Annotated in this window: 24 protein-coding genes and 1 riboswitch; of the genes, 13 read left to right on the top strand and 11 right to left on the bottom strand. The window is 47.7% G+C overall.

From position 1 onward, the window contains the following. Positions 1-5: 5 nt before the first annotated feature. From ACHWTJ_RS01445 to ACHWTJ_RS01435, 3 genes are read right to left on the bottom strand one after another with little or no spacing between them, the layout of a single operon-like run. Positions 6-1,352 (bottom strand): GntP family permease, encoded by a 1,347-nt coding sequence (locus ACHWTJ_RS01445; RefSeq protein WP_294740124.1) that lies wholly within the window; start codon positions 1,350-1,352, stop codon positions 6-8. A gap of 24 nt (positions 1,353-1,376) precedes the next feature. After that, positions 1,377-2,918: a gluconokinase gene (gene gntK, locus ACHWTJ_RS01440; RefSeq protein ID WP_294748957.1), complete on the bottom strand. Its 1,542-nt coding sequence runs from the start codon at positions 2,916-2,918 to the stop codon at positions 1,377-1,379. Next, a complete protein-coding gene (locus ACHWTJ_RS01435) occupies positions 2,911-3,627 on the bottom strand; it encodes a GntR family transcriptional regulator (protein ID WP_029342993.1) in 717 nt (238 codons plus the stop codon). Before ACHWTJ_RS01435 ends, gntK begins: the two co-directional genes overlap by 8 nt. A gap of 182 nt (positions 3,628-3,809) precedes the next feature. On the opposite strand from ACHWTJ_RS01435, the gene ACHWTJ_RS01430 reads away from it, so the two are divergent. From ACHWTJ_RS01430 to mmuM, 3 genes are all read left to right on the top strand, one after another. Next, complete coding sequence (locus ACHWTJ_RS01430; RefSeq protein ID WP_394678983.1) at positions 3,810-4,727, top strand: ketopantoate reductase family protein; 918 nt, start codon at positions 3,810-3,812, stop codon at positions 4,725-4,727. 36 nt (positions 4,728-4,763) lie between these two features. Beyond that, positions 4,764-4,865, top strand: a riboswitch (SAM riboswitch). Between the two features lie 77 nt (positions 4,866-4,942). Further along, positions 4,943-6,346: an amino acid permease gene (locus ACHWTJ_RS01425; RefSeq protein ID WP_294749805.1), complete on the top strand. Its 1,404-nt coding sequence runs from the start codon at positions 4,943-4,945 to the stop codon at positions 6,344-6,346. After that, positions 6,321-7,253 carry a homocysteine S-methyltransferase gene (gene mmuM, locus ACHWTJ_RS01420; protein ID WP_294749806.1) on the top strand — a complete coding sequence of 311 codons (933 nt, stop codon included), beginning with the start codon at positions 6,321-6,323 and terminating at the stop codon, positions 7,251-7,253. Before ACHWTJ_RS01425 ends, mmuM begins: the two co-directional genes overlap by 26 nt. Positions 7,254-7,327: 74 nt before the next feature. Here mmuM and ACHWTJ_RS01415 read toward each other — a convergent pair whose 3' ends face one another. Continuing rightward, positions 7,328-7,750 carry a MarR family winged helix-turn-helix transcriptional regulator gene (locus ACHWTJ_RS01415; protein WP_035411811.1) on the bottom strand — a complete coding sequence of 141 codons (423 nt, stop codon included), beginning with the start codon at positions 7,748-7,750 and terminating at the stop codon, positions 7,328-7,330. Positions 7,751-7,932: 182 nt separating this feature from the next. Between ACHWTJ_RS01415 and ACHWTJ_RS01410 the strand changes: the two genes are divergently transcribed. Together ACHWTJ_RS01410 and ACHWTJ_RS01405 are read left to right on the top strand one after the other, a co-directional pair. Then, positions 7,933-8,388, top strand: coding sequence for a CBS domain-containing protein (locus ACHWTJ_RS01410; RefSeq protein ID WP_035395501.1), 456 nt, complete (start codon positions 7,933-7,935; stop codon positions 8,386-8,388). Positions 8,389-8,414: 26 nt separating this feature from the next. Continuing rightward, positions 8,415-9,653: an MFS transporter gene (locus ACHWTJ_RS01405; protein ID WP_035411817.1), complete on the top strand. Its 1,239-nt coding sequence runs from the start codon at positions 8,415-8,417 to the stop codon at positions 9,651-9,653. A 50-nt stretch (positions 9,654-9,703) separates the two neighbouring features. Here ACHWTJ_RS01405 and ACHWTJ_RS01400 read toward each other — a convergent pair whose 3' ends face one another. Next, entirely contained in the window at positions 9,704-10,129 is a 426-nt protein-coding gene (locus ACHWTJ_RS01400; RefSeq protein WP_294740118.1) for a DUF1801 domain-containing protein, read from the bottom strand. Positions 10,130-10,214: 85 nt separating this feature from the next. Here ACHWTJ_RS01400 and ACHWTJ_RS01395 point away from each other — a divergent pair, with 85 nt between their 5' ends. Then, positions 10,215-10,562, top strand: coding sequence for a hypothetical protein (locus ACHWTJ_RS01395; RefSeq protein ID WP_294748971.1), 348 nt, complete (start codon positions 10,215-10,217; stop codon positions 10,560-10,562). Positions 10,563-10,628: 66 nt separating this feature from the next. On the opposite strand, the gene ACHWTJ_RS01390 is transcribed toward ACHWTJ_RS01395, so the two are convergent. Together ACHWTJ_RS01390 and ACHWTJ_RS01385 are read right to left on the bottom strand one after the other, a co-directional pair. Further along, positions 10,629-11,801: a M20 family metallopeptidase gene (locus ACHWTJ_RS01390; RefSeq protein WP_394678982.1), complete on the bottom strand. Its 1,173-nt coding sequence runs from the start codon at positions 11,799-11,801 to the stop codon at positions 10,629-10,631. Positions 11,802-11,941: 140 nt separating this feature from the next. Beyond that, positions 11,942-12,772, bottom strand: a complete 831-nt coding sequence (locus ACHWTJ_RS01385) for an SDR family oxidoreductase (protein ID WP_394678981.1) — start codon at positions 12,770-12,772, stop codon at positions 11,942-11,944. 135 nt (positions 12,773-12,907) lie between these two features. Between ACHWTJ_RS01385 and ACHWTJ_RS01380 the strand changes: the two genes are divergently transcribed. Continuing rightward, positions 12,908-13,777, top strand: a complete 870-nt coding sequence (locus ACHWTJ_RS01380; protein ID WP_394678980.1) for a hypothetical protein — start codon at positions 12,908-12,910, stop codon at positions 13,775-13,777. An 83-nt stretch (positions 13,778-13,860) separates the two neighbouring features. Beyond that, positions 13,861-15,723 (top strand): molecular chaperone HtpG, encoded by a 1,863-nt coding sequence (gene htpG / locus ACHWTJ_RS01375; RefSeq protein ID WP_294740114.1) that lies wholly within the window; start codon positions 13,861-13,863, stop codon positions 15,721-15,723. A 57-nt stretch (positions 15,724-15,780) separates the two neighbouring features. Here htpG and ACHWTJ_RS01370 read toward each other — a convergent pair whose 3' ends face one another. Beyond that, positions 15,781-16,518, bottom strand: a complete 738-nt coding sequence (locus ACHWTJ_RS01370; protein WP_294740113.1) for a hypothetical protein — start codon at positions 16,516-16,518, stop codon at positions 15,781-15,783. 121 nt (positions 16,519-16,639) lie between these two features. Next, complete coding sequence (locus ACHWTJ_RS01365) at positions 16,640-16,963, bottom strand: heme oxygenase (RefSeq protein ID WP_035411837.1); 324 nt, start codon at positions 16,961-16,963, stop codon at positions 16,640-16,642. Positions 16,964-17,052: 89 nt separating this feature from the next. Between ACHWTJ_RS01365 and ACHWTJ_RS01360 the strand changes: the two genes are divergently transcribed. From ACHWTJ_RS01360 to ACHWTJ_RS01340, 5 genes are all read left to right on the top strand, one after another. Then, positions 17,053-17,712, top strand: a complete 660-nt coding sequence (locus tag ACHWTJ_RS01360; protein ID WP_294740112.1) for a methyltransferase — start codon at positions 17,053-17,055, stop codon at positions 17,710-17,712. 12 nt (positions 17,713-17,724) lie between these two features. Beyond that, positions 17,725-18,606 carry an ABC transporter ATP-binding protein gene (locus ACHWTJ_RS01355; protein WP_294749810.1) on the top strand — a complete coding sequence of 294 codons (882 nt, stop codon included), beginning with the start codon at positions 17,725-17,727 and terminating at the stop codon, positions 18,604-18,606. Continuing rightward, positions 18,603-19,409 (top strand): ABC transporter permease subunit, encoded by an 807-nt coding sequence (locus ACHWTJ_RS01350; RefSeq protein WP_394678979.1) that lies wholly within the window; start codon positions 18,603-18,605, stop codon positions 19,407-19,409. Before ACHWTJ_RS01355 ends, ACHWTJ_RS01350 begins: the two co-directional genes overlap by 4 nt. A gap of 124 nt (positions 19,410-19,533) precedes the next feature. Beyond that, positions 19,534-20,607, top strand: a complete 1,074-nt coding sequence (gene rlmN / locus ACHWTJ_RS01345) for a 23S rRNA (adenine(2503)-C(2))-methyltransferase RlmN (protein ID WP_023469793.1) — start codon at positions 19,534-19,536, stop codon at positions 20,605-20,607. A gap of 63 nt (positions 20,608-20,670) precedes the next feature. Continuing rightward, complete coding sequence (locus tag ACHWTJ_RS01340) at positions 20,671-22,107, top strand: DEAD/DEAH box helicase (RefSeq protein ID WP_394678978.1); 1,437 nt, start codon at positions 20,671-20,673, stop codon at positions 22,105-22,107. A 21-nt stretch (positions 22,108-22,128) separates the two neighbouring features. Here ACHWTJ_RS01340 and ACHWTJ_RS01335 read toward each other — a convergent pair whose 3' ends face one another. After that, the gene (locus tag ACHWTJ_RS01335; RefSeq protein ID WP_394678977.1) at positions 22,129-23,445 is read right to left on the bottom strand and encodes an NAD(P)/FAD-dependent oxidoreductase; all 1,317 of its coding nucleotides are present in this window, start codon (positions 23,443-23,445) and stop codon (positions 22,129-22,131) included. Between the two features lie 76 nt (positions 23,446-23,521). Next, on the bottom strand, positions 23,522-24,039 hold a 518-nt coding region (locus ACHWTJ_RS01330; RefSeq protein WP_294748987.1), incomplete at its 5' end, for a nitroreductase family protein.

Genomic DNA, 24,039 nt, shown 5'->3' with positions numbered 1-24,039 from the left:
TTTTCTTAGACGACGAGGCTGAGAAGAAGAACGAACCCAAGTCCACAAACGGAAATGATCGTCTCAAGCACAGTCCATGTCGCAAACGTTTCTTTTAATGATAATCCGAAATACTCTTTAAACATCCAGAAGCCTGCATCATTGACGTGTGAAGCAATCAGACTACCCGCACCAGTCGCGAGAACGACGAGCGCTAAGTTGACGTCGGATTGCTCTAGTAAGGGAATGACGAGACCTGCTGTTGAGAGGGCAGCGACTGTCGCGGAACCAAGTGAGATTCGGAGAATCGCAGCGATCAACCAAGCGAGTAGAATCGGAGATAACGCTGACCCTTCAAATAATTGCGCGACGAACGTCCCAACACCACCGTCAATCAAGACTTGTTTGAAGGCACCGCCACCGCCGATGATCAATAGCATCATCCCGATTTGAGCAATTGCCGTCGTACAAGATTCCATGACCGTTTGCATCGGAATCTTACGCGCGATCCCCATCGTGTAGACCGCGACGAGCAAAGAAATCAACATTGCCGTCGAGGCGTTCCCGATGAACTCGATTGCCGAGATGACGCTATTTTCACCCCAGCCGAGAGTTTCTTGTAAAAGCGTGAAGATTGTTGCGACCGACATCAAAAGAACCGGTAGCATCGCCGTGAAAACACTGATGCCAAAACCTGGTGTCTCGTCTAAATCAAATTCTTTTTGTTCCCCGAGTGACGCAATATTTCCTGTCCGTGTAAACGATTCAGGGACGAGTCGTTTCGCGATTTTCGTAAAGATAGGACCGGCGATGATGACTGTCGGAACAGCAACGATGAAACCATACAATAAGACTTCCCCGATATTGGCTTTATATTCCCCAGCGATGACGGTCGGACCCGGGTGAGGTGGTAAGAAGCCGTGCGTGACAGACAGGGCTGCGACCATCGGGATCCCGAGATACAGGATCGAGACGCGGAGCTGACGTGAAATCGCAAAGACGATTGGAATCAACAGGACGAGTCCGACTTCGAAGAAGAGGGCGATCCCGATGATGAATGAAGCGACGACGACTGCCCATTGGATGTTCTTTTCCCCGAATCGAGCGACAAGCGTCATGGCGATTCGCTGCGCCCCCCCGGCGTCAGCGATCAGCTTTCCAAGCATGGCACCAAGACCAAAGATCAATGCGAGGTGACCAAGCGTTCCGCCGATACCAGCTTCGATCGTCTTGACGATCTGATCGAGCGGCATGCCGAGCAGTAGTGCAACGCCAAAGGAAACGATGATGAGTGAGACAAATGTATTTAATTTCAACCCCATGATGAGAACGAGTAACGCGACGATCCCAATTCCTACGATGACTAATGGCATGATGACTTCCCCCAAAAGATTAAGTTAGTTTTCTTTTTGAATCAAGCTCCGTTGATACGCAGCGATTCGTTTGTGATCCTCAGACAATGTCCGCGCCAGACTAATGAAAATTGGTAAGAGCTGACGATATTCATGCATCGCTTCTTCATTTGGTACATGGCGATGTGTTTCCCCGATCATCTCGGACACGACTTCGAACGAATCGATTTCCCCTGTTGCATACAGTCCGAGAATACAAGCACCGAGACATGAACTTTCAAAGCTTTCCGGAATGACGACTTCCGACTCAAAGATATCCGCCATCATTTGGCGCCAGACTTCAGAACGGGCAAATCCACCGGTTGCCTGAATTCGTGTCACAGGACCGTCCATACACTCGACGAGTGCGAGGAAGACGGTATAGAGATTGTAGATGACCCCTTCTAGTGCTGCCCGGATCATATGCTCTTTTTTGTGCGAAAGCGTCAAGCCGAAGAATGAACCGCTGACATCTGGATTCCACAGTGGTGCCCGTTCACCGGACAAGTAAGGATGAAACAACAGTCCGTCGGATCCTGGGCGGACACGTTCGGCAATCTTCGTCAGGACAGCATACGGATCGATGCCGAGACGTTTTGCTGTTTCGACTTCGGCTGAAGCGAGTTCGTCTCGGATCCACCGTAAGACCATTCCGCCATTATTGACGGGTCCGCCGATGACCCAGTGGTCCTCGGTCAGTGCGTAACAAAATGTCCGTCCTTTTTCATCGGTCTGCGGACGATCAATGATCGTTCGGATAGCACCGCTCGTTCCGATCGTGATCGCAATTTCCCCTTTGCGAATCGCGTTGACGCCTAGATTGGAGAGGACACCGTCACTAGCACCGACTAAGAACGGCGTATCAACGGATAGTCCCATTTGTCGTGCGTAATCGACATTCAGTCCAGTGCATGACGTCGTCGTCGGTACGGGTTCTGATAAATAGCTTGCATCGATCCCTGCGACATGTAACGCGCCCGTATCCCAGCCTAATTCATGAATATTAAAGAGACCGGTTGCTGAAGCGAGAGAGTGGTCGATGACATATCTGCCGAAAAGTCTTTGGAAAACAAATTCCTTGATCCCGACATATTTTTTCGTTTGAGCGTGGAGCTCCGGACGATCTTCGACGAGCCAACTGATTTTGCTGAGCGGTGACATCGGATGGATCGGTGTCCCGGTCCGGTGATAGATCGAGAAACCGTATTGTTCCTTAATCTTGTTCGACCATGCTTCACTCCGACTGTCCGCCCATGTGATGCAGGCAGTCAATGGCTGATGCTGTGCGTCCATCGCGATCAAGCTGTGCATAGCACTACTGAACGCGACGAACTTTGGTGGCATGCTTGGATGACGTTTTGTGATCAAACGGATCGATTCGAGTACAGCATCAAAAATTTCTTCCGGATCCTGCTCCGCCGTCGAACGGTTTGGTGTGTGGAGTGGGTAACCGACATTCGTTTGTCCGACAACCTCTCCTTTTGTCGTAAATAAGACTGCTTTCGTACTCGTCGTACCGATATCGACGCCTAACATGTATTCAGTCATGTGAATCGACTCCTTTCGACATCATTTGTTGCGTTTTCCAGAGATCTTCGACTTCCTGGACGTCATCAAAGTTCTGATGTAAGGAAGCAACCATCCGTTCACGATCCCCTGTCTCGATCGCTTCGATATACAAGGCGTGGTTCGCGAGAATGCGTTCGAAGTCTTCGATGTCTTCCTCGAATCGTACCCGCATCGATAGGAGGATGAAACTTTCCATGACCGGTTTAAGATTTTGCCAAATCATGCTGACATACCCATGATCGATCGAGCGGATGATTGTTTCATGAAACAGTACGTCCTGGAAGGAAAATTCATCGGCATCCTTGTATTTGATGGCAACTTTCATCATTTCTAGAATTTTACTGAGCTCACGGACGAGTTCAGACCGTTCGATTTTGACGAGTCGCTCGAAGACGAATGTTTCGATGAGCAACCGGACATCATAGATTTCCTGAATGTCGCGCTCGGACAAACCGACGACGACCGCTCCCATTCGTTCGAGACGAATCAATTGTTCGGATGCAAGGACCTTTAACGCATCCCGGACAGGAGAGCGACTGACTGAAAAATCAGAGGCTAATTTATTCTCAGATAAGATGGTACCGCTTTCAATCTTTCCTGAAATAATCCGCATCCGTAACTCGTGTGCAACACGATCTCCGGCGGAAGCTTTCGCTAACCACTTCAGGGGGTATAACAGTTCTGACATGGAATCACCTGATTTCTAGAGTGAGTATACTTGTATACAAGTTAGTATAAACGTTTTTTTCTAAAATGCAAACGCTTAACTTACATTTTAGTGATTCAAGTAGGAATCAGGAAAATGGTTTCCGATATGTTAGGGTGAAGGAGTAAGTAACGAATCGATTAGTTAAAAAGGAGGTAATGCATATGCATGTTTTAGTCGTAGGTGCAGGAGCAGTTGGAGGTTATTTCGGGGGACGTCTTGCTGAGCAAGGGGAACAGGTGACATTCTTTGTTCGTCCGAAGCGCTATGAACAATTACAAAAGACAGGGTTACAGATTACTAGTCCTCATGGTGATATCACGATCACGCCTCAGTTAGTGACACGAGACATGCGACCAAATCACACATTTGATGTCGTCTTACTTTCTACGAAAGCCTATCACTTGGATGACGTCTTACAGGATCTTGCGCCATTCATTTCGGAAGATACATATATCATTCCCTTATTGAACGGGATGCGTCATATTCGCCGGTTAACAGAAGTCTTCGGAGAAGATCGAGTACTGGGAGGGCTTTGCTTCATCGAATCGACGCTTGATGCAGAAGGGCGTATTGTACAGACAAGCCCGTCTCATCGGCTATTGTTTGGTTCACGAACCGGTAAACCAACAGCGCGTTTAGAGGAGATTGCAACACGTTTTGCGAAAGCGAAGGCACCGATGGCGTACTCGATGCATATCATGGATGACATGTGGCAAAAGTACCTCTTCATTTCGACATTTGCGGGCGTGACGACACTATTTCGCTCTGCCATCGGTCCAGTTCGCAAGGACCCAATTGGTTATCAGATGATTCAAGACGTCATGAAGGAAGCGAAACAAGCGATGGAAGAACAAGGTGCAATTTTCAATGATGATGTAGAAGCGGTCTTGCTGAAGCAGATGCATGCAATGGAAGACACGATGAAATCGTCGATGTTACGGGACATGGAAAAGGGTCAGCCTGTCGAAGTGGAACATTTCTTTAGCACGTTGCTCGAAACACGCTCTCCACGTCACCTTCAACTGATTGAATCTAATTTATGGATTTATCAAAAAAATCGAGAACTGCTTGTTGACTGAATTATCTGCATTCTGATATGGTTAGGAACAATTACATACTTATCCAGAGAGGTGGAGGGACTGGCCCTATGAAACCTCAGCAACAGGTCGAAAGATACTGTGCTAATTCCTGCGGGTGCTGCACCCGATCGATAAGATTTCCGAATTGTCGACCGACGCATCCGTGAGGATGCGTTTTTTGTTTGAAATAGGTGGAACGAGGAGGAAATGGATTCATGAAAACGAGCGGAGCGTTTCGACGCAAGATGGAATCACGTCATCTGATCATGCTGTCGTTAGGTGGTGTTATCGGAACAGGGTTATTTTTAAGTACAGGTTATACGTTGGAACAAGCAGGACGCGTCGGAACGATTTTATCGTATTTGATCGGGGCCGTCGTCGTTTACTTAGTCATGTTAAGTCTCGGTGAACTCGCCGTTCACATGCCGGAAACCGGATCATTCCATAAGTACGCAACGAAGTACATCGGACCCGGCACAGGTTATACAGTCGCCTGGCTCTACTGGCTGACATGGACGGTCGCCCTTGGTTCAGAATTCACGGCGGCAGGCATTTTGATGCAACGTTGGTTCCCGTCGATTCCGGTCTGGGTGTTCAGCGCATTGTTCGCTGCGATGATCCTTGGTATCAATGTCTTAAAGGTCCGTGTGTTCGCTGAAGTCGAGTTTTGGTTTTCCGCCATTAAGGTCGTGACGATCATTGCTTTCATTTTACTTGGTGCGGGAGCGATCGTCGGCTTCATTCCACTGCAAGATGGTAGCCCAGCCCCATTCTTTTCTTCCTTAACGGAAGGTGGATTATTCCCAAATGGCGCTTTCGCCATCTTCATGACGATGCTTGCCGTGAACTTTGCTTACTCGGGAACGGAATTGATTGGTGTCGCAGCGGGTGAAGCAGTTGATCCGAAGCGGACGATTCCGCTTGCGATCCGGACGACGATTTTGCGACTCGTTCTCTTCTTCGTCGGTACGATCATCGTGTTAGCCGTCTTATTGCCAACGGAAGGGAAAGGTGTGCTCGAAAGTCCGTTCGTCGCCGTATTTGAACGGATCGGAATTCCCTACGCAGCAGACGTGATGAACTTTGTCATTTTGACAGCAATCTTGTCAGCAGCGAACTCTGGACTTTACGCCGCCTCTCGGATGCTCTGGTCGCTTGCGAACGAACGCATGATTCCACGCTTCTTCGCCCAGGTGACACCAAGTGGGGTACCGCTTCGAGCTGTATTGTTCAGCATGCTTGGCGGAGGACTTGCCTTGCTGTCTAGTATTTATGCGGCAGGAAGTGTTTATATCGCGCTCGTCTCGATTTCTGGTCTCGCTGTCGTCGTCGTTTGGATGAGTATCAGCGTTGCCCAGTATCGTTTCCGGAAACAATTCCTCCGTGAAGGGCATACGGTCGACGAATTGGTCTATCGCACACCACTTTTTCCATTCGTACCGATTGCCGCTCTCGTCGTTTGTTTGATTTCCTTGATTGGTATCGGATTTGATCCGACACAACGAATTGCCTTGTACTGTGGTATTCCATTCATCGTGATCTGTTATGTCGTTCATGCGTTCACGAATTCTTCTCAGAAACGGAGTGTTGAAGATGTCCCGAATCAAAAATCCAGTTGATCAACGATTACAAGAAGTTCCCTTTCTTATTTTAGATGGTGCCCTTGCAACCGAACTTGAACAGAAGGGATTCGACCTGAACGACCCGCTTTGGTCAGCACGTCTCTTGATTGAAGCGCCGGAACAGATTGAGCGTGTCCATCGTGATTACTTTGAAGTAGGTGCCGATGTTGCGATCACTTCAAGTTATCAAGCAAGTATCGAAGGATTCAAGCAACGTCACATTTCAACCGAGGAAGCAGAGAAACTGATCCGACAAACGGTCACCTTGGCGCAAAACGCACGCACGCGTATCGGAAAGAGTGACGCATTGATCGCGGGATCAGTAGGTCCTTATGGTGCTTACTTAGCAGATGGTTCTGAGTATCGCGGTCATTATGGGGTATCAGTAGATGTGCTAGAAGCCTTCCACAGACCACGGATTGAAGCGTTGATTGAAGCGGGGGCAGATCTGCTGGCATTCGAGACGATTCCGTCGCTCGAGGAAGCTGTCGTGTTGTTCCGGATTCTTGAAACGTATCCGGAAGTGTCCGCTTGGCTGACGTTCTCGCTTCAAGATGCGACGCACATTAGTGAAGGAACGGCACTTGCGACTTGTATTGAAACGGTCGGACAACATCCACAGCTCGCAGCAATCGGTGCAAATTGTTTTCCAGCATCTTACGCGACCGATTTTATCCGTCACGTCAAGGCGTTGACGGATGTGCCAATCATCGTCTATCCGAACTCTGGTGAGGTCTATGATCCGGTCGCAAAAACATGGTCAGGTACGAATCAGTGTACGTCGTTCCAAACCGTCTCGAAAACATGGTATGAGGCGGGGGCACGATTGATCGGCGGTTGTTGCCGAACGTCACCCGAACATATCGCGCAAATTCGTTCAGTCTGTCAAGTTTCTCAAACATGATGAATGATGGACGAAAAAAGAACGGACACGAAATCGATTGATTTCGTGTCCGTTCTTTAAATGATATGATTCCGTTATCGTTCACGCAAGGCACGATTAAATTGTTGCAACAGGCGTCCGAAATCTTCCGCATCATCTGCTGGCCAGTCTGTCAGTAGACGTTCGATGCTTGCGAGACGTGCTGTTCGATAGATGGTAAGTTCTTGTTGTCCTTTATCTGTGATGTGATAAAAGAAGGCACGACCATCCGTCGGATCTTTTACTTTTTCAACGAGTTGCTTCTGATCGAGTGCCGCTGCTTGGCGACTGACGGTTGAGACATCCAACTGAAGTTCGCGGGCAAGTGTTTTGACACCGACGTTGCCGGAATCTGCTAATTGTCGCAGTAAGAGATAAGAAGCACGATCCAAATTACGATTGTCTGCCGTCGCTGTCGTTAAGCGCCGGATCAGAATCGCTAACTCCAATTCAATGGTTTCAAGTGATTGTTGAGACATCGGGTATCTCCCCTTTCGAAAAAGTCTCTCTGTCCCTCATGATTACCCAATGTGGATAAGCTGTCAATGCGAAAAGCAGGAGGCTTGACAGAGTTGTAGTTGTATTATACAATCATTTTTGTTCTTTTAATTGTATCATACAACTTTCGTAGATGAGAAACGAACGACAAAGGAGAATTCAGATGAAAGCTTATGAGTCGATGAAACAAGAGGTCATCACGGTAAACGATACAGATCTGATTCGTACGGTCATCGAACGATTCATTCAATCTGGTATTAGCGGCGTACCTGTCATCAACGCCGAGCAGGAGGTCGTCGGGTATATCAGTGATGGAGATATCATGCGCGCAATTGGAAAACACAAGGACATCATCGTCGATACATTCTTATACGTAGATGTCATCAAAGGAGACGAAGAAGATTATGAAGATCGGATTCGTCACATCTTGAATCGACCTGTCATGGAACTGGCACGCCGGAAAGTCGTAACAGCGGACGCTGATACAGAAATGGAAGAGATTGCAGCGACACTTGGCGCAAAACGGATCAAAAAGCTTCCAATCCTCAAGGCAGGACGTCTTGTTGGGATCATTAGTCGAGGCGATGTCATCCGCCATTCGTTTAAACAGTTCATGTAACACATTCAATAGAAAGAAGGGACACTATGGCACTTGCTGAAAAAACAACGACGCTTGAGCCGGAAACGGTATTAGCAGAAAGCAAACATGGATTATTCCATCAACCGGTTGCTGTCTGGGCGGTCTTTTTCGCCAGTATCACAGCATTCATGGGAATGGGGCTCGTCAATCCCGTCTTACCGACAATTGCCGAGAATTTAGAAGCATCAAAAAGTGAAGTAACGCTCTTATTTACAAGTTATAACGCCGTCATGGCATTCGCGATGTTAATTACAGGCGCGATCTCATCACGGATTGGTCAAAAAGGAACATTGATGCTCGGGATTGCCGTCATCGCAACCGTTGCTGGTTTTGCTTCACAAGCAGACAGCATTTGGACGCTCGTCGCGTTACGCGGTGGATGGGGACTTGGGAACGCTTTGTTCGTCGCAACCGCACTGGCTGCGATCGTTTCGCTGTCATCAGGCGGAACAGCCAAAGCCATCATTTTGTATGAAGCAGCCGTTGGTCTTGGGATTTCGATTGGACCACTATTAGGCGGAACACTCGGTTCGATCACATGGCGCGCACCATTCATGGGTGTTGCGACAATCATGGTCATCGCGTTTCTCGTCTTGCTCTTCTTGATGCCAAAACCAGCAGCGTCTGCTGCACCGAAACAGAAGTTATCATTAAAAGCACCTTTCCAAGCGATGAAACATCGTTCGCTCTTGACGCTTGGGATCGTTGCGGCGCTTTATAACGTGGGGTTCTTTACAATCATGGCTTATGCACCATTCGTCATGAAACTACCAGCTAAAGGACTCGGATTCGTCTTCCTCGGCTGGGGGATGTTACTTGCGATCACATCGGTCTTAACGGCTCCGAAACTGAAACAATGGTTCGGAACGATCAAAGCGATGATCATGATGTTGATCACATTCGCGATCTTGCTTCTTTTAATGGGGATTTTCACGGAAACACCAGCCGTCGTCATCGTCTGTGTCATCTTGGCGGGAGCTGTGCTTGGGAATAACAACACGCTCATCACGACCGCTGTCATGGACGCAGCACCTGTCGAACGTTCGACAGCATCTGCGGCATACAGTTTCCTACGTTTTCTCGGGGCAGCCATTGCGCCATTTATGGCCGGTAAATTGGCTGAAATCTTCAACGCAAACCTACCGTTTTATGTCGGCAGTGGCTTCGTCCTCTTATCCGTCATCATCATCGGGGTCAATCTCAAACACATCCGCCATATCGATCGGACAGAAGGCGGACATTAATTTCAAAAAAACAGCCGAAGCGAATCTGCTTCGGCTGTTTTTGATTGAAATCAAGAAGGGTACATGTCTCGTAACGTGCGGATCGAGTGCTCAATCATTTCCCGAAGTACGTTTAAATCGATGTCAGTCAGTCGTTTTACGTAGAGGCAGGACTTACCGCGTCGATACGTACCGAGACTAGCAAGCAGTCGTTCCGATACATCGTCTTCACCAAGCGAGAGGTAAAGGACGAGGTTCGTCTTGCGCGGAGAAAAACCCACATAAAAGCTGTCGCCCTCGCGACCGGAGGCATAGCGATAATGATAGGCACCAAAACCAATCAAGGAGGATCCCCAAATGACGGCTTCGTATCCCGTGACATCTTCGAAGAACTGACGTAACGTGATACCATCTGCTTGACGTAGTGGCGGTTCGACTTGTGCCAAAAAGGCATCAACGGACTGTTCGGTAGGACCTGTCTTTGGCGTATCAGACATAAGTTGACTCCTTTCGGATGAAGAAGATATCGGTTACTTTCGAGAAAGGCTAGTAAATATCCTGTAACTCAGAGGTGGAAATCGAATGAAGCATCGCATCGTGTTTCGAGGAGAAGAAGACAGTATATCGTGGGACATCTTACACGTATATCCAAAGCAAGAGGAACTAACGATTCAGATGACGGGACAAGATAGTGCACACGAGTTTTCAGTTACATTTAATCAATATGATGCGTTCATCCGTAACTTTGCTCGCGTCCATGAGTCGTTATACGGTGAAGTCGTATTCGAACAGGGCGTGATACGTCTCCGTTTACGATATGACCGCCTTGGTCGTGTCTTCATCAGTTGGTCTAATGGACAAGCGAGTCATCAGTTTCGCAGTGATCAAAGTTATTTAAGTGAGGCATTGGCACAGCTTGGTGTGTACTAAACTAGACACAGTAAAAGTAGAAGGGACGACTTTGGGTATTGCACCCGAATGTCGTCCCTTTTTTGTTTAGTATGATGAAAGAGGTTGATGTAATGGTGTTTTGATCAAGTTAAAGCAAAACGCAATCGTTTGTTCATATTCGGATAACGGAATCGATTCATCGACTTGATGTGCGAGACGGAAATCATGGAAAGAAGCAATCGCGATTGGGAATGCTTTTTTTGCTTGGCTGAACATCGCACCATCCGTTCCACCTGGAATCGCGATTTTTCGTGGTGTCACGCCGCTGACCTGCTCCATCGTATCTGCGACCTGTTGCAAGAAAGGTGCCTGTTCATCGGTTTCACAGGAAGGAATATCCTTGATGACGATCACGCTCATATCAAAGTCAGGATCTTCTGCAACAAGTCGACGCTCGATAGCTGTAAAGGCAGCAAGAACATCCGCTCGACCGAATCCAGGAATCGTCCGAATATCCATATAGAACGAGGCTTGACTCGGGACGACGTTCGGTCCTTCACCTCCTGAAATCGAGGTGATCGACGCCACGACCGGACCGAGTGCCGAGTGATGATTCGCCGTGATCGAGAAACGTTCCGACTTCACTTCTTGAATGATGCGATATACGTCATCAATCGCATTACGTCCAAGTTGCGGGGCAGAGCTGTGCGCACTTTTCCCACGGCATGTTACTTCTATCCCGACAACCCCTTTTTGTGCATAACCAATCATCCCACTCGTCGGTTCTGTGATCAGTAGAGCATCTAAATCATCCGCATGCCCTTGTTCGGTCAAATGACGAGCTCCTGTCATGCCATTCTCTTCATCGGATGTAATCAGAAGTTTGACGGTATTCGGACGGTTTTGACGTTCCTTGTATTGAATGAGCGCTTGCACCATCGCCATGACACCTGATTTCATATCTGAAGCCCCACGACCATAAATGCGACCGTCTTCAATTTCACCACCGTATGGATCTTTCGTCCAGCCGTCTCCTTGAACCGGAACCGTATCGAGATGACCAGATAATCCGAGGACAGCAGGACGTGAAACCTCCTCGCTCGCAGGAACGGTCGCGACGAGACAGATTCGTTTTGGTGAGACCTCAATCCATTCTGTCGAGATCTGATGATCGACCAGTACATCGTACACGTAACGTGCGACGGCTTCCTCTCCATCCGTCGGGTTGACGCTTGGAATTTGAAGACACCGTTGTAAGTAAGTAATCGCTGTTTGCATAAGTATTTCCCCCTTTACCTGTAGTGTACCCTGTTAAAAATACTTCAGGGAGGTAAACTAATTCGGAAAATAATTTACGGTGCTGAACGTCTTGAGGTAAAAGAAAAGCGGCGCAACCAAAGGGTTACACCGCACGTTGTTCATTCACTTTTTTCTGCTTCATCTTTCCACTTCGAATCAATCAACATCTCTCCCGGCCATGTATAAGCCATGATGCCACCGTCTGCTGTGATATCTTCACCAGTGACATATGAGCTGTCGTCAGAAGCAAGGAAGAGAGCGACCGTTGCCATCTCGCGTGGTTTACCGAGTCGTCCGAGTGGTGTGATCCAAGCATTCGCATCGCGGAACTGTTTGCCTTGCTCTTTTTCTTTTTCACCGACGAGTGTATCGATGAGTGGTGTTTCGATCGTTCCTGGTGATAATGAGTTGACACGAATGCCATGACGCGCATAATCGATTGCCATCGCGCGCGTGAAGTTCGCGATCCCGCCTTTCGCTGCGTTATAACCGGACCGGTTCAAGTCAGCTGCGCGACCAGACATCGATGACGTATTGATGATTGAACCACCATTATCAAGCATGAGTGGAATCAAGAATTTACTGACGAGGAATGTGCCGCGCAAGTCGACCGCGATGATCCGGTCGAAGAGATCGATGGGATACTCGTGGACTTTCCCGCCTTGTTCATCGATTCCGGCATTGTTGAAGAGGACATCGACTGTACCGTATGTCTCTTTGATGTGCTTCGCAAGTTGCTCGACACTATCGACGTCTGAGACATCGACATGGACGGCTTCCGCTTTCCCACCTTGTTGTGTAATCTGTTCTACTGTTTGTTGTGCTTTTTCAAGTGAGACATCGGCACAGACGACCGTTGCTCCCTGTTCTGCGAAAACAAGCGCGGTCGCTTGTCCAATCCCTGTTGCCGAGCCAGTAATGACAGCTACTTTTTGATCGAGTCTACCCATTGTTAAATCCCTCCTAAGTCGTATCGTTCACCTTATGAAACATTCCCGGAGAAATGGAGATTAAACCCATCGATGCGTCTAGTGTTAGAGGATAGGGGGTACATCTACAACAGCACAATCGCTATATAGAGGGAGATGAGAACGCTGACATCCGATCAATGGCAACTTGCTAAAAACTTATTATACGAAGCCGTCCAGTACCAAATGACACTCGAGAAGAGTGCATTCGCAAGTGAATTGATCGACCAAACGACACCGGTCCTCTGGTTTGGTGATGCGACACGTAGCAGTTGGGTGACGATCGCGACGAACCCATCCCGATCGCAGTTTTTAGACCGAACAGGTGCATTACGATTTGACGAGCATGGTCCGCTTTTCATACGTCCGAAGTCGATGGCATGGGAGGATTATCTGCAGGAGGAAACGCTGACAGATTCGATCCGGCGATTTAACGATTATTTCAAACAACCGAACGTTTACCGGACTTGGTTTGGTCGACCAGGTGGCGGTAAGCTCGAAGGATTCTTGAACGGGCTCGGTGCGTCATTTTACGAGAAGACGCTTGATCCGGTCATTCACCTGGATGTTTTCCCGTTTCCGACACACCATTACATGGGAGCGATCAAAGAACGCAGCGTGTTGAAAGATAGTCCGTTCGGTCAGACATTTTTGTTACGCCTGCTTGAACTATTTTCGATAAAAGGAATCATCCTACTCGGGAAGGAACATACGGAACGATTTGCGAAGCTTGAACCAGACATCGATTGGACAACCTATCGACCAACGGATTATCCGGACGCGATTTTTCAAGTCGGCGTCTCGTCACGATTTCAGGTACCCGTCGTCGGACTCCACTTCAAACCGAGTGAGCAGTTCATCGGTCTCGGTAATCGAAAGGATGAAAACGGCGTCAGTCATGGCACCTATGGATCAGCAGAACACTTACGTCAAATTGGAATGATTGTCCTTGAAAAAGTTACGACATACAGTGCAAAAGGAGATTGACAGATATTTCGAACTCCCTAATAATAGGAGATGAATTAGCACTCTATATGATTGAGTGCTAAAAAAGGGGAGGCAGAATGAGCATGGAAACGAAACAATTTAAGGCGGAATCAAAACGATTGCTGGAGATGATGATTCATTCCATCTATACGCATAAGGAGATTTTCCTGCGCGAATTGATCTCGAATGCAAGTGACGCCATGGATAAAATGTACTACAAAGCATTGACGGACGAGACGATTTCGTTCGAAAAGGAACACTACAAAATTACAATCGAACCAAATAAAGAAGCGCGTCAACTCATCATTCGTGATACGGGAATCGGAATGACGAAGGAAGAACTAGAAGAAAATCTCGGTACGATCGCGAAGAGTGGATCGCTTGCCTTCAAAGCAGAAAATGAAGCACAAGATGGTCATGATATCATCGGTCAATTCGGTGTCGGATTCTATTCCGCCTTCATGGTCGCAGATGTCGTCACTGTTGTTACGAAACCGTTCGGCAGTGCAGTCGCTTATAAATGGGAATCGCGTGGTGTCGAAGGTTATACGATCGAGGAAGTCGACAAGGAAACCGTCGGAACGGAGATTACGCTCCACATCAAGGCGAACGAGGAAGAAGAATCGTATGACGAATACCTCGAGACGTATCGTCTGCGCAGCATCATCAAGAAATACTCAGATTTCATCCGTTATCCGATCGAGATGAAGGAACTCGAACGTCAGTCGATCGAAGGCAGTGACGAAACGGAAGAGGTCGAAGTCGTCAAGACGATCAACAGCATGGTGCCGATCTGGCGGAAGAACAAACGGGAACTGACAGAAGAAGACTATACGAACTTCTACCAAGAGAAGCGGTATGGTTTCGACACACCGGCGAAACACATTCATATCAGTGTCGACGGCGCTGTTCGTTATCAATCGATCTTATTCATTCCAGAGCAGGCACCGTACGATTATTATTCGAAGGAATTTGAAAAGGGTCTTGAACTCTATGCCAACGGTGTCTTAATCATGGAAAAATGCAGCGACTTGTTGCCAGATCACTTCAGTTTCGTCAAAGGGATGGTTGACTCGGAAGACTTATCGCTCAACATCTCGCGTGAGTTACTGCAGCACGATCGTCAATTGAAATTGATCGCGAAAAATATCCAAAGTAAGATCAAGACACAACTCGAAGCCCTCCTGCGCGAGGATCGCACGAAGTACGAAACATTCTATCAAGCGTTCGGACGTCAGCTGAAGTTCGGTATGTACAATGATTACGGTATGCATAAAGAACAGGTACAGGATCTGGTCCTCTTCTATTCAGCCAAGGAGAAGAAGTTGATCACACTCGCAGAATACGTCGCAGCGATGCCGGAAGATCAAGCACATATTTACTACGCCGCTGGTGAGAGTACGAATCGTCTGGATAAATTACCACAATCCGAGCTCGTTCGTGATAAAGGGTATGATATCTTGTACTTCACGGAAGAGATCGATGAGTTCGCGATCCAGATGCTCGTGACATACAACGAGAAGACGTTCAAGTCGGTCACGAGCAGCGATTTAGGGATTGAAGCAGAAGAAGCGGAGACGACGGACGCACAAGCAGAGATGTTCCAAGCCATGCAGGAAGTGCTAAGTGGGCAAGTCAAGGAAGTCAAAGCCTCAACACGTCTAAAATCGCATCCTGTCTGCTTTGCGACGGACGGCGCTGTCTCAATCGAGATGGAGAAAATTCTGAAGGCGATGCCGAATAATGAAGGGGTAGAAGCAGTCAAGATTCTTGAATTGAACCCGTCACACGCAGTGTTCGAGTCTCTTGAAACAGCATATCAAAACGATCGTTCGAAATTCGAACGCTATACGAAACTAATGTATCAACAAGCATTGCTTGTCGAAGGACTTCCACTCGAGGATCCAGTAGCGTTCGCGAATGATGTGTGTTTACTAATGGTTTAAATTGAAATGACGCTATCCAGATCAGGATAGCGTCATTTTTTACAAAAAAAGAATGAGTTACTCCGCAAAATACTGAATGAGCTGTTTCATTAAGTACGGTTGATTCTCTTCAAACTGTTTCTTTCGATGACCATTCGCACCAGATGGATGAGGAAAGCCTGAAAGAAGCTGATGCTGTTCGATTCGTCCATCCTGAATCAAACTACGGACTTGTGCTTCGACGACACGACCCAGTGGAATCAACAGCGTCGGTTTTCGCAGCTGATTGATTTCAGCGACGAAGTGTTCCTCCGCATAATGTCTCAACAAAGGACTACGACTGATCTTCGGTTGATGGCCCGAATAGTTTTTTTCTCGATAAAAGACGGGTTGCTTTAACAGGGACGTCGGATGTAACAATTCTTGATGTTGATGGAATAAACTAGCCGTCGTCTCGATTCCGAGCAATGCTGGAAGCTCGAGTGCATCGAGCATCTGGACGAGGTTACGTCGCATCGTTCCGGCAAAACTGGCTACATATTTGACGAGCTGTGCTGTCTCTTCTAGTGAAGCTCCATGATGGAGTGCATCCGTCGCTTCCTCAAAGGCGATTCGCATCTGTTCAAAGCCGGGTGTGATCCCAACGATGACGATTTTTGCCTCTGTATTGACGTATTCACCGATCGGAGAATAATAGACGGTTAGATTATTCTCCTGTTGCAATAAAAAATCGTCCGTCCATAGTTCATCCCGTCGTAACGTTCGATCATCGGGTAAGGCACGAATGGCTTGTTCAAATATAGTTAACGAATTCATGAAAGGTCCTCTCTCTCTGTATTGGCATTATGATAACAAAAAATACCATTTAAGACAATTGGACCCTTTCGCTATTTTGATAGTGGTATGTAAAAAGGACTCGAGACGAGTCCTTTTTGGTTTACTGCGCGCGTTCTTTGACCGAAGCGACTTCATATGTCAGAATCTCACTACCGAGCATCGGTGATTCTCCTGCTTCACTGTTGGCCGGTCGACTATGTGACGCTTTGAAATCGTCACTTTCCCGCCATGCTTGAAAACTCTTCATGTCTTCCCAGTACATGTTGACGTTCATCTCATCATGCTCTTCGATGTTTTGCGTCAATAAGACCTCGACACGGATGAATCCGTCCATTGTATCAAGTCCACTTGGACGCGTAAAACGAGGAGCGAGAGCTGCAGCCATCCCTTTTTTGACTTTAATCCGGTTCGTAACGACGATCATCATAAAATCCCCTTTCAAAAAACGAGTAACGTACTTCTTCAGTATAGTACGATGAGGGAAAGAATGCCGGAAAGAAGGAACAAACGACGATGAATGAACAGGAATATGATCAACAATTGCGAATCGAGACCATTGAGATGCAACACCTTTATGGTGTGTTTAGTCACTATAATCGCTATGAACCAACGCCTTATGCGGCACTCGGCGAATTATGCGAAACGTATTTGTTTCAAAAACAGGATACTGTCATCGATTTCGGGTGTGGGAAAGGGCGTTTGAACTTTTACTTACACGACCGATTCGACTGTTCCGTCATCGGAATCGAGATGAACGGACAATTTTATGAGGACGCACTTCGGAATATGGCGAACTACCAAAGTCGACGGAAGCGGCGTTCTGGAAGTTTGCGATTTGAACAGACGTATGCCGAGCAGTATACCATTCCGGATGAGGCGAATAAGTTTTATTTCTTCAATCCATTCTCTTCACAAATTTTCATGAAAGTGATCGATCACATTTTAAGTTCGGTCGAACGTTCCTCGCGTTCAGTGGATCTTATCTTGTATTACCCGACCGATGAATACCGGGAGTATTTAGAACGACATACCGTATTCGAGCAAGTCGATGAGATTCGATTACGAGACCTCTATGAAAAAAATCATGATGAACGATTCGTCATCTATCGTTTTGATCCGAACAAACTACTTCAAAACGGGTATCAATATAGTGATGAGAAAAATAGGGGATGAGGAGGGCGGACGATGATCCGTTTGGAGCATGTGACAAAGGAATTTGCGCCGGGGCGTGGGATATTCGATGTCAGTTTTACGGTCGATCCGGGTACGATATTCGGTTTCATCGGACCAAACGGATCCGGAAAATCAACGACACTCCGACATTTGATGGGACTAATGGCTGCGGACGAAGGAAGGGCGACGATCGGTGGCTTTGATTGCTGGAAGCAAAGTAAAGAAGTGAAGCAGTTGGTCGGTTATTTGCCGGGGGAGATTAGTTTACCTGGAGACATGACAGGAGCAGACATGCTCGATTTGATGCAACGACTACATGGTAGCGATCCGGCACGGCGGCAACTGTTATTGAAACGATTTCCGTTTGAGACGAAGACGAAAATCCGCAAGATGTCAAAAGGAATGAAACAAAAACTGGCACTAGTCGGTTGCTTCATGAAGGATGCACCGGTCTATCTACTCGATGAGCCGACCAGTGGACTTGATCCTTTGATGCAAGAGCGTTTTTTAGAGTGGATCGAACAGGAGAAGCATACTGGAAAAGCGATTCTAATGAGTTCACACCACTTTCCGGAGATGGAAAAATCATGCGATCGAGCGGCTTTAATCAAAGCAGGGCGCATCATCGTCGAATCGGATATTCATGAGTTGGTTCGATCGAGTCGAAAGACGTACACGATCGTCTTCCAAACAGAGGTGGAGGCGGCACAGTTCGCGATGCAAGTCGGTGTTGAACCGAAGCGGCTAGAAGTCAGTTTTCAAACGGACGAGACGCTGAGCTTGAATCAGGCGATTGCTTATTTAACCCAGTACGATGTGCGCTTGATTCGTCCGTCAGCAGATGATTTAGAACAGGTCTTCTTGCATTATTATGGGGAGGAGGAATCGTCGTGATATTGCTGATCCGCTCTTTATTCAAGCAGGTTAGAAAGCCCGTGCTTGCTTATGCGATTGGAACGAGTCTCTACTTATTGATGCTTGCGTTGCTATATCCATCAATGATGAAGACCGGTTTACTAGAAGCAAAACTTCAAGCATTACCTCCGGAAGTCTTGAAAGCATTTCAATACGATAAGGTGACAGGATTCAATAATGTACTGGATTTGCTCGGCGGGAACTATTATGGACTGATCTTTCAAGTCATTGCGAGTCTATTCTTGCTTTCATTAGCAGCGCGACTCGTTGCGCGACCAATCGACAACGGAGAACTAATCGTCTATCTCGCAGCCCCGATCACACGGAATGCGTATACGCTTGCTGTCGCGATTGTCATGGGTATCGCCAGTATAGTTCTCGTAGGACTGAACGGACTCGTCTTGATGATGTCGGACTGGTGGATGACAGATATTTCGATCAATGATGTCATCTTATGGCGGATTCAATTCAATGCTCTATTGTTACTCTTTGCGGTTGGTGCCTTTACGTTATTCGTTGCAACGTTATTTGACGAAGAACGTCGTGCTTTTTCGCTTGCCGGTAGTGTGCTTGTCCTATCGATCGTCCTGACGATTCTGTCGGAACTAAGTGACAAGACGGAGTGGCTCCGTTATCTATCCGTCTTCTCCTTATTCAATACGACACAATTACTAGAAGGAACGAATCATTTTCTTCTTCATTCTATTCTTTTACTCGTCCTCTGTCTCGTTTTCTTGACCGGAGCGTTTGTTCAATTCGGACGTCGGAGTCTGTCGATTTGATCGAAAGTGGCGCAAAAACTTTACAGAAAGTGAACATTTAGGATTTGAACGTTGCGTCACGCGCTGATTTTTACTAAGATAAAGGAATGTTGTAGTTCTGGAAAAAGAAATGAGGTCTTTCGAAATGAATAAACCATCCATTTATGGATTAACGCTTGAGCAGATGACAGAATGGTTATCGAATCAAGGGCACAAACCGTTCCGTGCCAAACAAGTATGGGATTGGCTCTACCGTAAACGTGTCACGACTTTCGCGGAAATGACGAATGTCAACAAGGATTGCCTTGAGTTGTTAGATCAGAGTTTTACGATTGACTCGATGACAGAAGCGGTCAAGCAAGAATCAGCAGATGGAACAATCAAGTTCCTTTTCAAATTATATGATGGCAACTTGATTGAAACGGTTCTGATGCGTCATAAGTACGGTCTTTCTGTCTGTGTTACGACACAGGTCGGCTGTAACATCGGCTGTAGCTTCTGTGCAAGTGGTCTCATCAAGAAGAGCCGCGACTTGTCAGCAGGCGAAATCGTTGAGCAAATCATGAACGTTCAACATCACCTCGATGCAGTCGGTAACGAAGAACGTGTCAGTCACGTCGTCGTCATGGGTATCGGTGAACCGTTCGATAACTTCGACAACATGGTCGATTTCTTGAACGTCATCAAGGACCACAATGGTCTTGCGATCGGTGCGCGTCACATCACGGTTTCAACAAGTGGTTTGGCAGATAAGATCTACAAGTTTGCTGACTTGAAACTCCAAGTCAACTTGGCGATCTCGCTTCACGCACCAAACAATGAATTGCGTACGCAAATCATGAAAATCAACCGGGCGATCCCGCTTGAGAAATTGATGCCAGCGATCGATTATTACGTTCAAACGACGAACCGTAAGATCACGATCGAGTACATCTTGCTTCGTGGCGTCAACGACCAAAAGGAACACGCAGTCGAACTCGCAAAACTGTTCGAAGACAAACGTCACCTGACGTATGTCAACTTGATTCCGTACAACCCAGTTGATGAGCACGGTCAATATCAGCGCAGTACGTCTGAAGACATCACGACGTTCTACGATACGTTGAAAAAGAACGGCTTGAACTGTGGTGTTCGTCTTGAACACGGTACAGACATCGATGCAGCGTGTGGTCAATTACGTAGTAAGCAAATCAAAAAAGATAAAGTAGCATCCAAATAATTCGTTGGGCTTCTCATCGTTTCGGTGGGAAGCTTTTTTTACGATAAGAAATGAGGACATTGTATGACACGTACACGATTCAATGATTTTAACTTAAGTACACCGATTCTCGATTCGATCGAGCAACTCGGATACACGACACCAACCGAAGTTCAACAATCGGTCATTCCGGTCGTATTATCTGGAAAAGACGTCATTGTCAAATCACGGACAGGGAGTGGGAAGACGGCATCGTTTGCGATCCCACTGTGTGAACTCGTCGAGTGGGAAGAAAACAAACCACAAGTCTTAGTCTTGACGCCAACACGTGAGCTTGCCTTGCAGGTCAAAGAAGACATCATGAACATCGGCCGTTATAAGCGCATCAAAGCGACTGCCGTTTTCGGCAAGCAACCGTTCCGCGGGCAAGTCACAGAGCTCAAACAAAAGACGCACGTCGTCGTCGGCACACCGGGACGCGTACGCGATCATATCGAGCGGGGCACGTTATCGCTTGAGAAAGTCCGTTACGTCGTCTTGGATGAAGCGGATGAAATGCTGAATATGGGCTTCCTCGATCAAGTCGATGCCATCTTGTCCGAGTTACCAAAAGAGCGGATGACACTGTTGTTCTCTGCGACTTTCCCGGAAGACATCGAACAGTTGAGCAATCGCTACATGGATGCACCAAAACGAATCGAAGCGGGTGAGACTGTCGTTTCGACAATCACGCATAGTTATATTCCGGTAACGGATAAGACGAAATTCGCGATTTTGAAGGATGTTCTCGTTGCTGAAAACCCGGATCGCTGCATGATCTTCTGTCGGACGAAAGAACACGTCGATTTCGTCGCAAATGGTCTCCGCGCACATGACTATCCGGTTGAAGCAATTCACGGTGGAATGGAACAAGACGATCGACTCGATGCGATGAAAGCCTTCCGTGCTGGGAAGTTCCGGATTCTCGTCGCAACAGATGTCGCGGCACGCGGTATCGATATCGAAAACATCACGCACGTCATCCAGTACGATCTCCCTGTCGAACGAGAAAGCTACGTTCACCGGACAGGTCGGACGGGACGGGCAGGAGCGGCAGGACAAGCAATCAGCCTCGTCACGCCGGCAGACGAACGTCGCCTAAAGGAAATCGAGCAGTATCAAGGGAAGCTGACTCGTCGCCAAGCACCGACGGAAAAGGACTTGATGCGGACAGCGGATGCATTCGAAGAGAAGATGGCGACGGAAGATACGCGTTCATCGAAAACGGAACAGCTTGATGCGGACATCATGAAATTGTTCTTTAACGGTGGGAAGAAAAAGAAGCTCCGTGCCGTCGACTTCGTTGGAACGATTGCAAAGATTGAAGGCGTCACAGCAGACGACATCGGCATCATCTCGATTCAGGATACGTTGACGTATGTCGATATCCTCAACGGAAAAGGTCCGCTTGTCCTCCGGGCGATGAAGACGACGAAGGTCAAAGGGAAACAATTGAAAGTGTACGAAGCATTCAAGAAATAAGACAAGCCGGTCATTCTCCGCTTAAGCGAAGAGGGACCGGCTGTTTTGCGTCAAGGCATGTCCAAGATGGAGTCCACTTGCGGCTGCTTGTGCAAGCGAGTGTGTCGCACCGGAACAATCCCCGATCGCATAGACACCGGGACATGTCGTCTCAAACGTCTCTGACGTCTCAAGCATCGGAGCGTAAAACTTGCCATCTAGTCCATAAAGCAATGTATCTCCCGGAAGTTCCACTTCAAGGAGTTGCTCAAGGCGTTCTAAAAACCCTTCTAAGACGAGCAGGTCTTCTGCAGGCATTTCTGCATGCAAATTACCGGGAGACGCGGTTAGGGAAGGGACAATGGTGTTACGACTCAATTGATCGTGTGCCGTCGCTCGCGATGCTCGGAAATCACTGAGTCGCTGAACGAGAATGCGATCACCACCTTGGTTGATTCCGCCAATGATGCGTGCGGCATACGCATTCGCTTTCGCTAGTGTTGAAAAATACCGCGGGAGAAATAGCGTGAAGTTCAGATTTGTCGAGCCGTCTGCTGTCTCATAGACATTTTGACCGTCCGGCATGACGAGTCCTTCTTGATATTTGCGGATGATCCGTCCACGCGGATTCATGCAGTAGGTGACGGCTTGACCGTAAGGCGAGTCGTAACCGAGCTTCGTCTCGAACGTCTCCTGTAACAAGGTCCGAAATAGCGCCTCATCCGTCTCAATTCGCACCCCGAGATCAAGTCGAGTCCGCTGTGGGGTGACACCAAGCGTCGCTAACTGGTGCAAGGTAAAGTCTGCACCAGAACGACCCGTCGCGAACACAATTCGTTGACTGACGAAGATCTCGTCCGCTGTTTTGATCGTAAACGGCTCCGATTTCGTGATCTGCTCGATTGTCGTTTCGAACCGGGCATCGAGACGTGGTAATAAGGCGTCCTCAAACGCTGTGAAGACGGCAGTGGTCCGTGCCGTACCTAAATGACGGACGGTCGTCTCGACCGTATGCAGACCGGCTCGACGGGCACGAGACGCTACAGTAGGGGAATGCGTGGAATAGGTCTCAACTGTGCCTCCACCATATGTACATAAGAGATCATCGACTTCTTGGAACAGTTGTCGTGTCGTCTCTTCACCGATTTTTGAGACGAGTTCGCCGCCGAATCCCGTCGCATAATTGAATTTTCCTTCTGATTTGCCAAGCCCTGCGAATCCAAGATACGCATCTTTTACTGTTCGTTCACGGATTGGTTTTCCGGCATCGAGCAGTAAGACGCGTTGCCCGTGTTCAACAAGCTGATGGGCGAGGAAAATTCCTGCTACACCAGCTCCGATAATCGTCACATCATACATCGCTGACATCTCCTTTTCTTTGAGTATACAAAAAAGCCGGATTCCTATGAAAGGAATCCGGACTAGGTGATATCGCTTATTTCCACTCTGCGATGTCAGCGATTGGTAGACGAACCGATGGGTATCCTGCGTCAACTGCTTTACCGATTGAAAGCAACATGACTGGGAGGTAACGCTCTTTTTCAAGACCGAATGCTTCTGCGATTTGGTCTTTTTCATAACCACCGATTGGGTTTGTATCGTAACCGTGTGCACGAGCAACGAGCATCAATTGCATCGAAACGAGACCTGAGTCGATCAAGATGCTATCACGTAATGTTTCAACGTCTTCTGGACGGTAGAAACCTTTGATAGCTGGTACTTGGCGATCACGTACTTCTTGCGGCATAAGCCCTTTTTCAACAGCCATGTCGTAGATTGTCTCAATGCTATCGACCGCGTTCATATCACCGAAGACGGCGATGACAGCAGAAGATGTCTCGACTTGAACTTGGTTGAATTTTGCGAGTGGTGCGAGTGTCGCTTTACCTTCTTCGCTATCGATGACGAGGAAACGCCATGGTTGCATGTTAACGGAAGATGGAGCAAGTGTTG

It is taken from the genome of uncultured Exiguobacterium sp., from assembly GCF_964277885.1.
Taxonomy (GTDB): Bacteria; Bacillota; Bacilli; order Exiguobacteriales; family Exiguobacteriaceae; genus Exiguobacterium_A.
The sequence above is the reverse complement of the archived record's forward strand: the minus strand, read 5'-3'. Positions and strand labels throughout refer to the sequence as shown.

Excerpts from the sequence above, each read along its gene's own strand:
- ACHWTJ_RS01445 (WP_294740124.1), bottom strand. The coding sequence starts at position 1,352 with ATGCCATTAGTCATCGTAGGAATTGGGATCGTCGCGTTACTCGTTCTC.
- gntK (WP_294748957.1), bottom strand. The coding sequence starts at position 2,918 with ATGACTGAATACATGTTAGGCGTCGATATCGGTACGACGAGTACGAAA.
- ACHWTJ_RS01435 (WP_029342993.1), bottom strand. The coding sequence starts at position 3,627 with ATGTCAGAACTGTTATACCCCCTGAAGTGGTTAGCGAAAGCTTCCGCC.
- ACHWTJ_RS01430 (WP_394678983.1), top strand. The coding sequence starts at position 3,810 with ATGCATGTTTTAGTCGTAGGTGCAGGAGCAGTTGGAGGTTATTTCGGG.
- ACHWTJ_RS01425 (WP_294749805.1), top strand. The coding sequence starts at position 4,943 with ATGAAAACGAGCGGAGCGTTTCGACGCAAGATGGAATCACGTCATCTG.
- mmuM (WP_294749806.1), top strand. The coding sequence starts at position 6,321 with ATGTCCCGAATCAAAAATCCAGTTGATCAACGATTACAAGAAGTTCCC.
- ACHWTJ_RS01415 (WP_035411811.1), bottom strand. The coding sequence starts at position 7,750 with ATGTCTCAACAATCACTTGAAACCATTGAATTGGAGTTAGCGATTCTG.
- ACHWTJ_RS01410 (WP_035395501.1), top strand. The coding sequence starts at position 7,933 with ATGAAAGCTTATGAGTCGATGAAACAAGAGGTCATCACGGTAAACGAT.
- ACHWTJ_RS01405 (WP_035411817.1), top strand. The coding sequence starts at position 8,415 with ATGGCACTTGCTGAAAAAACAACGACGCTTGAGCCGGAAACGGTATTA.
- ACHWTJ_RS01400 (WP_294740118.1), bottom strand. The coding sequence starts at position 10,129 with ATGTCTGATACGCCAAAGACAGGTCCTACCGAACAGTCCGTTGATGCC.
- ACHWTJ_RS01395 (WP_294748971.1), top strand. The coding sequence starts at position 10,215 with ATGAAGCATCGCATCGTGTTTCGAGGAGAAGAAGACAGTATATCGTGG.
- ACHWTJ_RS01390 (WP_394678982.1), bottom strand. The coding sequence starts at position 11,801 with ATGCAAACAGCGATTACTTACTTACAACGGTGTCTTCAAATTCCAAGC.
- ACHWTJ_RS01385 (WP_394678981.1), bottom strand. The coding sequence starts at position 12,772 with ATGGGTAGACTCGATCAAAAAGTAGCTGTCATTACTGGCTCGGCAACA.
- ACHWTJ_RS01380 (WP_394678980.1), top strand. The coding sequence starts at position 12,908 with ATGAGAACGCTGACATCCGATCAATGGCAACTTGCTAAAAACTTATTA.
- htpG (WP_294740114.1), top strand. The coding sequence starts at position 13,861 with ATGGAAACGAAACAATTTAAGGCGGAATCAAAACGATTGCTGGAGATG.
- ACHWTJ_RS01370 (WP_294740113.1), bottom strand. The coding sequence starts at position 16,518 with ATGAATTCGTTAACTATATTTGAACAAGCCATTCGTGCCTTACCCGAT.
- ACHWTJ_RS01365 (WP_035411837.1), bottom strand. The coding sequence starts at position 16,963 with ATGATCGTCGTTACGAACCGGATTAAAGTCAAAAAAGGGATGGCTGCA.
- ACHWTJ_RS01360 (WP_294740112.1), top strand. The coding sequence starts at position 17,053 with ATGAATGAACAGGAATATGATCAACAATTGCGAATCGAGACCATTGAG.
- ACHWTJ_RS01355 (WP_294749810.1), top strand. The coding sequence starts at position 17,725 with ATGATCCGTTTGGAGCATGTGACAAAGGAATTTGCGCCGGGGCGTGGG.
- rlmN (WP_023469793.1), top strand. The coding sequence starts at position 19,534 with ATGAATAAACCATCCATTTATGGATTAACGCTTGAGCAGATGACAGAA.
- ACHWTJ_RS01340 (WP_394678978.1), top strand. The coding sequence starts at position 20,671 with ATGACACGTACACGATTCAATGATTTTAACTTAAGTACACCGATTCTC.
- ACHWTJ_RS01335 (WP_394678977.1), bottom strand. The coding sequence starts at position 23,445 with ATGTATGATGTGACGATTATCGGAGCTGGTGTAGCAGGAATTTTCCTC.